We start from the raw sequence: 8050 nt of genomic DNA, 5'->3' as shown, positions 1-8050 counted from the left end.
CCCGCCTCAGCGGTGTGTCCCTCGAAGGAGATGCGCATTCTACAGACACACGCAGATCTGTCAACGGGCATTTTGAATTATTTATAAAGGACTTCGGTTTCCACCTACTGAATCACCCAAACAAGGAAGAAACCGATCAAAAACCGTACTACTTCTCCCTAATCCTAAAGCTTTACTTGCCAGCTTTGCTCGACCGGCGGCGCGGCTTACCGCGAAATAGCGCACGAACAGGACCCGACGAAGCATAAATAAGAAAACCGGTGAAAAGGACTGTAGCGGGATCCAGCGCAATCACCACCAGAATCAAGACAACAAGCAGAATTGCCGCGAAAGGCACCCGCCCACGCATATCAAGATCCTTGAAACTGCGGTACAGCACATTGCTGACCATCAGCACTCCCGCGCCACCCACAACTACAATAGTCAGAAAGGTAAGCCAGGCCGAAGGCTCAAACGTGTGGAAGCACCATACCAGTCCGGCGACACATGCAGCAGCAGCAGGACTGGGCAGACCGACAAAAAACTTTTTATCCACAGAACCGATCTGGGTATTGAATCGCGCAAGACGCAACGCTGCACCGGCAACGTAGATGAAAGTGATGGCCCAACCGATCTTATCCAGTCCGTTCAGCGACCAAAAGAACGCGACAAACCCGGGCGCAACACCAAACGCCACCATATCCGCAAGGCTGTCGTACTCTTCACCAAATTTGCTCTGCGTATTGGTCATACGGGCCACACGCCCGTCAAGCCCATCAAGAATCATGGACACGAAAATCGCAATGGCTGCATTATCGAAAACACCGCCTGCCGCTGAAACAATCGCATAGAACCCGGAAAATAACGAAGCCGTTGTCAGTGCATTAGGCAGAAGATAAATTCCCTTTCTGCGGACCGGGGCTCCTTCGACCAGCTCTTCTTCTACAACTTCGCCCGGCTCTACATCACACTCCCCAGATGAATTGGAGGTCAGCTCCGGCTCACTTGGCACGGCGTTCGATTCGGCATCTTTTCTTTCTTCAGTCATTCCCATTACTCCGGAAAGTATTTGAGCGGAGTATATACGAAAAACGCGGCCACCCGGGCCGCGTTTCGTTAAACCAAGCGAAACTCCGCTTAGTTTTTATCCTTATCCACAATCTTGTTGGCGGAAATCCACGGCATCATTCCGCGAAGCTTCTCACCTGTCACTTCAATCTCATGGGCGGCATTCTGACGACGACGAGCCGTCATTGACGGGTAGTTAAGAGCACCTTCCGAAATAAACATCTTCGCGTACTCACCACTCTGAATGCGCTTAAGCGCATTACGCATAGCCTCGCGAGACTGTTCGTTGATAACTTCGGGGCCAGTTACATACTCGCCATACTCCGCATTGTTGGAGATGGAGTAGTTCATGTTGGCGATACCGCCTTCGTACATCAGGTCGACAATAAGCTTCAACTCATGCAAACACTCAAAGTATGCCATTTCCGGCGCATAACCGGCTTCGGTAAGAGTCTCAAAACCAGCTTTTACCAGCTCAACCGCGCCGCCGCACAGAACAGCTTGCTCACCGAACAAGTCGGTTTCAGTCTCATCTTTAAAGGTCGTTTCAATGATACCTGTACGCCCACCGCCGATGCCGCTGGCATACGACAATGACAAGTTCTTGGCATTACCCGAAGCGTCCTGGAAGATGGCAATCAGATCAGGGATACCACCACCGTTGGCGAACTCAGTGCGCACAGTGTGCCCCGGAGCCTTGGGAGCAACCATGATAACGTCGAGATCTTTACGCGGAACAATCTGGTTGTAGTGGATTGCGAAGCCGTGAGCAAACGCAAGAGTTGCACCCTGCTTCAGGTTAGGCTCGATCTCGGCCTTGTACAACTGGGACTGAAATTCGTCTGGAGTGAGAACCATAACAACATCGGCAGCAGCAACTGCAGATGGTACATCACTGGTTTTCAGGCCATAGGCTTCTGCCTTGGCAATAGAGGACGATCCCGGGCGCAGCCCGACAGTGACATCAACACCGGACTCTTTCAGGTTACACGCATGTGCGTGGCCCTGTGAGCCAAAACCGATGATGGCAACTTTCTTGCCCTGGATAATAGAAAGATCGCAATCCTTATCGTAATAAACCTGCATGACAAACCTCTGTTTTTATGTGGTGGCCTTATAAAAAAGCCAGAACGTTCGTAAATTATAAAAAGACTTAAAGGCTCAAAACCTTCTCGCCTCTGGCGATTCCGGAAACACCAGAGCGCACTACTTCAAGAACACCCGACGTACCGATAGCCTGAATAAAGCCATCCAGTTTGTCGCTGTCGCCCGCCAACTGAACCGTATAGACCGAGCTGGTAACGTCAACAATCTGGCCCCGGAAAATATCCACCGTACGTTTGATTTCGGCACGCTGAGAACCTGTTGCTTTCAATTTGACCAGCATCAGCTCCCGTTCGATGTGAGGGCCTTCGGTCAAATCAACCAGCTTGACCACCTCAACCAGCTTGTTGAGTTGCTTGGTAATCTGCTCAATAACCCTATCGGAACCAGACGTGGTAACCGTAAGCCGGGATAAGGTTTCGTCTTCAGTAGGCGCAACGGTCAAGGTCTCAATGTTGTAATTCCGCTGTGAAAACAGACCAACTACACGAGACAGAGCGCCTGGCTCATTTTCTAGCAACACAGAAATGATTCGACGCATGATCACACCCTCTCCGTCTTGCTGAGCCACATATCTTTCATGCAGCCACGGGCTACTTGCATCGGATATACGTGCTCGAAGCGGTCAACCTGGATATCGACAAACACCAGCTTGTCTTTCATTGCCAGAACTTCTTTGAGCTTCGGCTCAAGATCTTCTTTTCTGTCGATCCGGACGCCGACATGGCCATAGGCTTCCGCCAGCTTGATGAAGTCTGGCAGGGATTCCATGTAAGAATGGGAATGACGGGACTCGTAATTCATGTCCTGCCACTGCCTTACCATACCCAGGGACTGGTTGTTCAGGTTGATGATCTTCACCGGCAAATTGTACTGGTTGCAGGTAGACAATTCCTGAATGTTCATCTGGATACTGCCTTCGCCCGTTATGCAAAGCACTTCATCGTCCGGGTAGTTCAACTTGACACCCATCGCAGCAGGCAAGCCGAAGCCCATGGTCCCAAGGCCACCGGAGTTGATCCACCGGTTAGGCTTGTCGAACTTGTAGTACTGGGCAGCAAACATCTGGTGCTGACCCACATCGGAGGTTACAAACGCATCTCCATTAGTGAGGCGGCACAGCATCTCTACCACTTCCTGAGGCTTGATAACATCCGGGCTGGTTTCGTAACGCATACCGTGGAAAGCACGCCATTCATCAATCTGTTTCCACCACGACGAAAGCGCCTCTGCATCCGGTTTTTCTTTACTCTCCTTGACCAGTGCAAGCATTTCCTTGAGAACTGCATCAACCGGTCCGACGATGGGAACATCAGCGTCGATCGTTTTGGAAATAGAAGCCGGATCAATATCGATGTGAATAATTCGAGCACCAGGGCAGAACTTTTCAGTTGCGTTAGTCACCCGGTCATCAAACCGCGCACCGACTGCCAGAATAAGATCCGAATGATGCATAGCCATATTGGCTTCATAGGTTCCGTGCATGCCAAGCCAGCCAAGATGCTGCTTGTCACTGGCGGGATAACAGCCAATACCCATCAGAGTGTTGGTGACTGGAAAACCCAGCTTGCGAACCAGCTCGGTCAATTGACCGGATGCCTTGCCCAGAATGACGCCACCACCGGCATAGATGATCGGGCGACGAGCCGCCAGCATCATATCGACCGCTTTTTTGATCTGGCCGGCGTGGCCACGAATTGCCGGATTATAAGAGCGCAGCTTGACCTTTTTCGGGTAAGCATATTCAAAGCGCTCGTTCGGCGCGGTCATATCCTTGGGAATATCAACAACAACAGGACCGGGACGCCCGGTCGACGCTATGTAATACGCCTTGCGGATAATTTCCGGAATTTCTGAAGGGTGCCGCACACTAAGATTGTGCTTTACGACAGGACGGGATACACCAATCATATCGGTTTCCTGAAAGGCATCTTCGCCAATCAGTGTGGACGCTACCTGGCCGCACAGAACCACCATGGGGATGGAGTCCATGAACGCCGTAGCGATACCGGTAATGGTGTTGGTGGCTCCAGGGCCGGAGGTCACAAGCACAGTTCCGGGCTGCCCGGAGGCGCGCGCATAGCCATCAGCCATGTGCACAGCTGCCTGCTCGTGCCTTACCAGAATGTGTTTGACCTTATCCTGCCTGAACAGCGCATCATAAATATGCAGGGCTGCGCCACCCGGATAGCCGTATATGTACTCGATCCCTTCATCCTGTAGGGAGCGGATCAGCATATCGGCGCCAGACAATAACTCCACGATTTTCTACCCTCTTCTACGAGTGAATGAGCCGGGCACATGCCCGACCGGACGCCTGGGTTCACGGTTTCCCTGCTTCTTTTGAAAGCGGAACCGGCTGCTTCACACCTTGCAAAGAGGTTGTCTCCTGGCCAGCCGCGCTCCTGAGGGTTGCGGAGAACGGCCAATCGATGGGTTGCACGTAAGCAACAACCATTCCGCGACAGACGCGCGGGACGCTCAGTGTGGTAGATAACGGGGAATAGGTGCACGGGATTGCCGGCCGAATTAACCCCAGTCTTCAGGCAATCAGTAATTCTGACAGCGCGAAATCCCCTGTCAATAGGCTCTGCTGCATTCTATGCGCGTACTGGCCAATGGTCTGGCATAATTTAGTCGCAACTTAGATGTCTAGATTTGAACCAGGCAGAAGAAAATACTTCGGACAACTGGCATCATAGGCAAATATTTTACAGACTAACGGTACCAGGCATTCAGGTTGCTGACCTGTCTGAAACAGTTTACACACCACGAGTAGAGCCATGAACAGAAAAACCCTGACACTGACACTATTAATGGCCGTAGTACCCTGCATGGCAATGGGCGCCTCGGTGTACAAGTGGACGGACGAAAACGGCGTAACCCATTTTGGTGACCGCCAACCTGTGGGGTCGAACTCTGAAACAGTCAACGTTCGTTCGGGGACATCTTCTGCAGCCGCGACCAACCGGTCAAGCCCGCAAGAGCAGCTTGGCAAACTTCAAGAGCAACAGCAGAAAGAAGCCGACAGGGAAAAGGAGACTGCAGTTGAAGCCGCACGACGCAAGCAACGTGCCGCCAACTGTGAAACTGCTCAAGAAAACCTGAAGGTGATCGACAGCAACGCACGGATCCGTATCGAGGAAGACGGAGAATTGCGCTACCTGAGCCCGGAGGAGGTCTCCGAACAGCGCGAAAAACTGGAAAAAATTGCCGCTGAAAACTGTGAGTCTGAAGCTCAGTAGCTGATTTCCGAACTAGAGACAAGATGAATAAAGGAGGCGGAACTACAACTCCGCCTCCTTTTTCAGACTTCAGTTACGCCTTCTTGAATACCAACTCACCACCATCCACAGTGGCGAGAACTGTATCGCCGGCAACAAAATCGCCTTGCAACAGTTTTTGCGCCAACGGGTTTTCAATCATTCGCTGAATTGCCCGCTTGAGAGGCCGCGCACCGTATACCGGGTCGTATCCGACTTCCGCCAGAAGATCCAGAGCAGCGTCGTCCAACTCCAACTTCATATCCTGATCCTGCAAGCGCTTGCCAAGAACCTCTATCTGGATTTTCGCTATTCCATGGATCTGGCTTCCTGCAAGCGGATGGAATACAACCACTTCGTCCACCCGGTTTATGAACTCAGGGCGGAAGTGTGTTCCCACTACCTCCATGACCGCGCTCTTCATAGCCTCGTAATTTTCTTCGCCGGTCTTCTGCTGGATAATGTCCGAACCCAGGTTTGACGTCATAACGATCACCGTATTACGGAAATCGACTGTACGACCCTGACCATCTGTCAGGCGTCCATCATCAAGCACCTGAAGCAATATATTGAATACATCCGGATGCGCTTTTTCAACTTCATCAAGCAACAGCACAGAGTACGGGCGACGGCGGACGGCCTCGGTGAGGTACCCACCTTCCTCATAACCTACGTAACCCGGAGGCGCGCCAATCAGGCGGGCAACGGAGTGCTTCTCCATAAACTCCGACATGTCGATACGCACCATGGCCTCATCAGTATCAAACAGAAACGACGCCAAAGCTTTACAGAGCTCGGTCTTACCCACACCGGTTGGCCCGAGGAACATAAACGAACCATTAGGCCTGTTCGGATCTGCGAGACCTGACCGCGAGCGGCGAACGGCATTAGACACAGCCTCTACTGCTTCGCTCTGACCGATAACCCGCTTATGCAGCTCATCTTCCATACGCATCAGCTTATCGCGCTCACCTTCCATCATTCTGGATACCGGAATCCCGGTCCACTTGGAAACCACCTCCGCGATTTCCTCGTCGGTAACACGGTTGCGCAGAAGCTTCATTTCCATCATTTCAGCCTGGCTCGCCATATCGAGCTGCCGTTCCAGCTCTGGAATGCGGCCATACTGCAGCTCCGACATTTTGCCCAGATCACCTACACGGCGAGCGGTCTCAAGATCGATACGAGCTTGCTCCAGCTGGCTCTTTACCCTCTGGGAGCCATGCAAAGCGGCTTTCTCTGTATTCCAGACCTCTTCAAGATCAGCGTATTCCCGCTCCACGCCCTGAATAACACCTGAAAGCTCTTCAAGCCGCTTTTTCGAGGCCGCATCCGTCTCTTTCTTCAACGCTTCCCGTTCGATTTTGAGCTGAATCAGTCGGCGCTCCAGCCGGTCCAGAGGCTCCGGTTTTGAGTCCATCTCCATACGAATCTGGCTGGCCGCCTCATCAATGAGGTCAATCGCTTTATCAGGTAATTGACGGTCGGTGATGTAGCGCTGCGAGAGTTTTGCAGCTGCAATGATGGCTCCGTCAGTAACCTCTACGCCATGATGCACCTCATAACGCTCTTTCAAGCCACGAAGGATCGCGATGGTGTCTTCTTCGTTAGGCTCGTTCACCAGCACCTTCTGGAAACGACGCTCCAGAGCGGCATCCTTTTCGATGTTTTCACGGTATTCGTTCAGCGTAGTGGCGCCCACACAATGCAACTCACCGCGCGCCAATGCAGGCTTGAGCATATTGCCCGCATCCATGGAGCCTTCAGCTTTACCGGCACCCACGACCGTGTGTATTTCGTCGATGAACAGAATGATCTGCCCTTCCTGTTTGGCCAACTCATTCAAAACGGCCTTCAAACGCTCCTCAAACTCACCGCGGAACTTGGCACCAGCAATTAGCGAGCCCATATCCAGGGACAAGACACGCTTGTTTTTCAGGCCCTCAGGCACCTCGCCGTTTACAATCCGCTGGGCCAGGCCCTCCGCGATGGCAGTTTTGCCCACGCCAGGCTCCCCGATCAGCACCGGGTTGTTTTTGCGTCGACGCTGCAACACCTGAATAGTGCGACGGATCTCATCGTCCCGCCCGATAACCGGGTCGAGCTTTCCAGCCTCCGCGCGCTCGGTCAGGTCAATCGTGTACTTGGACAGCGCCTGACGGTTTTCCTCGGCACCAGCATCATCCACAGCTTCGCCGCCGCGTACCGCATTAATGGCGTTTTCCAGTGCTGCTTTATCCACTCCCTGCTCACGCAATACACGACCAAGCGTGCCGCGATCCTCCAGAGCGGCCAACAGCATGAGCTCGCTGGAGATAAACTGATCTTTACGCTTTTGTGCGAGTTTGTCGGCAATATTAAACAAGCGCCCCATGTCATTGGACATGGAGACATCGCCTGCGCTGCCACTTACTTCCGGTAAATTCTCAATTTCCTGCGCCACAGCCTGGCGCACCCGGCCAGGTTCGGCACCAGCTTGCTTCAGAAGCGGTTTAATAGAGCTGCCCTGCTGGTCCAGCATCGCCTGCATAAGGTGCAGGGGCTCAATAAAGTTGTGATCCTTGCCAACAGCAAGCGACTGGGCGTCGGCCAGAGCAGTTTGCAAAAGGCTGGTTAGCTTGTCGATTCTCATGGAT

General features: G+C 52.7%; 6 protein-coding genes. 1 reads left to right on the top strand and 5 read right to left on the bottom strand.

Annotated features, from left to right (window positions below):
* Window positions 1-172: 172 nt before the first annotated feature.
* From pssA to Q4501_RS17510, 4 genes are all read right to left on the bottom strand, one after another.
* Window positions 173-1027: a CDP-diacylglycerol--serine O-phosphatidyltransferase gene (pssA, locus tag Q4501_RS17525; RefSeq protein WP_303597551.1), complete on the bottom strand. Its 855-nt coding sequence runs from the start codon at window positions 1025-1027 to the stop codon at window positions 173-175.
* Between the two features lie 89 nt (window positions 1028-1116).
* Window positions 1117-2133, bottom strand: coding sequence for a ketol-acid reductoisomerase (ilvC, locus tag Q4501_RS17520; protein ID WP_303597550.1), 1017 nt, complete (start codon window positions 2131-2133; stop codon window positions 1117-1119).
* Window positions 2134-2200: 67 nt separating this feature from the next.
* Window positions 2201-2692 carry an acetolactate synthase small subunit gene (ilvN, locus tag Q4501_RS17515; protein WP_096784020.1) on the bottom strand — a complete coding sequence of 164 codons (492 nt, stop codon included), beginning with the start codon at window positions 2690-2692 and terminating at the stop codon, window positions 2201-2203.
* A gap of 2 nt (window positions 2693-2694) precedes the next feature.
* Window positions 2695-4413, bottom strand: coding sequence for an acetolactate synthase 3 large subunit (locus Q4501_RS17510; RefSeq protein WP_303597549.1), 1719 nt, complete (start codon window positions 4411-4413; stop codon window positions 2695-2697).
* Window positions 4414-4934: 521 nt separating this feature from the next.
* Here Q4501_RS17510 and Q4501_RS17505 point away from each other — a divergent pair.
* Complete coding sequence (locus Q4501_RS17505) at window positions 4935-5396, top strand: DUF4124 domain-containing protein (RefSeq protein ID WP_303597548.1); 462 nt, start codon at window positions 4935-4937, stop codon at window positions 5394-5396.
* 73 nt (window positions 5397-5469) lie between these two features.
* Here Q4501_RS17505 and clpB read toward each other — a convergent pair whose 3' ends face one another.
* Window positions 5470-8046, bottom strand: coding sequence for an ATP-dependent chaperone ClpB (clpB, locus tag Q4501_RS17500; RefSeq protein ID WP_303597547.1), 2577 nt, complete (start codon window positions 8044-8046; stop codon window positions 5470-5472).
* Window positions 8047-8050 lie beyond the last annotated feature (4 nt).

This window comes from Marinobacter sp. 2_MG-2023 (genome assembly GCF_030546935.1).
Lineage (GTDB): Bacteria > Pseudomonadota > Gammaproteobacteria > Pseudomonadales > Oleiphilaceae > Marinobacter.
The sequence above is the reverse complement of the archived record's forward strand: the minus strand, read 5'-3'. Positions and strand labels throughout refer to the sequence as shown.